General features: G+C 48.2%; 1 protein-coding gene. It reads left to right on the top strand.

Annotated features, from left to right (window positions below; genetic code table 11):
- A partial coding sequence (locus tag A3763_RS24020; RefSeq protein ID WP_156495303.1) for an immunoglobulin-like domain-containing protein occupies positions 1-1189 on the top strand: 1189 nt, incomplete at both ends.

The following is a 1189-nucleotide window of genomic DNA, read 5'->3' on the forward strand; positions in this document are numbered from 1 at the left end:
ACCCAATGGACATATCGCTCGGCGGCAGCTACAACGAGGCCGGAGCGACTGCGACCGATAACGTTGATGGTGACTTAACAAGCAGCATTGCTATTAACGGATCAGTTGATACGGACACACCTGGAACGTACACCATTAGCTATAGTGTCAGTGACAGCGAGGGTAATGTTGGTAATGCTACCCGCCAAGTCAATGTAATCGATAACACTAGTAGCGATACCGTTCCACCGGTTATCTCCTTACTTGGAAACAACCCAATCTTAATTGAACTGGGTGGCACCTATTTCGAGCCTGGCGCAACTGCAGTCGATGGCGTTGATGGTGATTTATCAGCTTCTATCGCCATTTCAGGATTCGTCGCAACGAACGCCGTAGGAAGCTATCAGGTAACTTATAATGTCTCGGACTTGTCGGGTAATGCTGCCCTAACGGTGACAAGAACAGTTATCGTTCAAGATACTACCGCACCGGTCATAAGCCTATTAGGCTCGGACCCAACCTATCATGAGCAAGGAACGACTTACATTGATGCAGGCGCGACCGCGAGTGATTTCGGTAGCGATATATCCTCTAGTATCTTTGTATCGGGAGATGTAAACGAGAATATCGCTGGCACTTACACATTAAGCTATGATGTCGCCGATGCTCAAGGTAACGATGCTACAACCGTGACGAGAACAGTACATGTAGTCGATACCACCCCCCCTAGTATTTCAGTACTAGGAGACAATCCAGTTGAAGTTATTCAAGGACATGTTTATAGCGACCTGGGGGTTTCAGCAACTGATAACATCGATGGCGACATATCATCGAACGTAAGTATTGATACAAGCGGGCTAGATATGTCGACACCAGGCAGTTATCAAGTTCACTTTAATGTCACTGACGCGGCGGGGAATAGCGCATTAACCCAAACCCGCACCGTCACAGTCATTCCACTTGTTAAAACATTTAGTGCAAGCCCAGGACTGGATGCGGGGTCATCATCGAACTCAACCAGTATGACTATATCCGATGACCGTCAGTTAGCTGACCTTAATGTTATGATTGATATATCGCATGGCCGACCAGGAGACCTGATCCTAACGCTCACAAGCCCTGCAGGCACATCTGTTGTAATTATGGACCGACCTGGAACAACCGGCGGCTGGTTCGATTTCGGTTGCGCCAACGATGATGTCGACGCAAC

The sequence above is a fragment of the Oleiphilus sp. HI0128 genome, assembly GCF_001635365.1.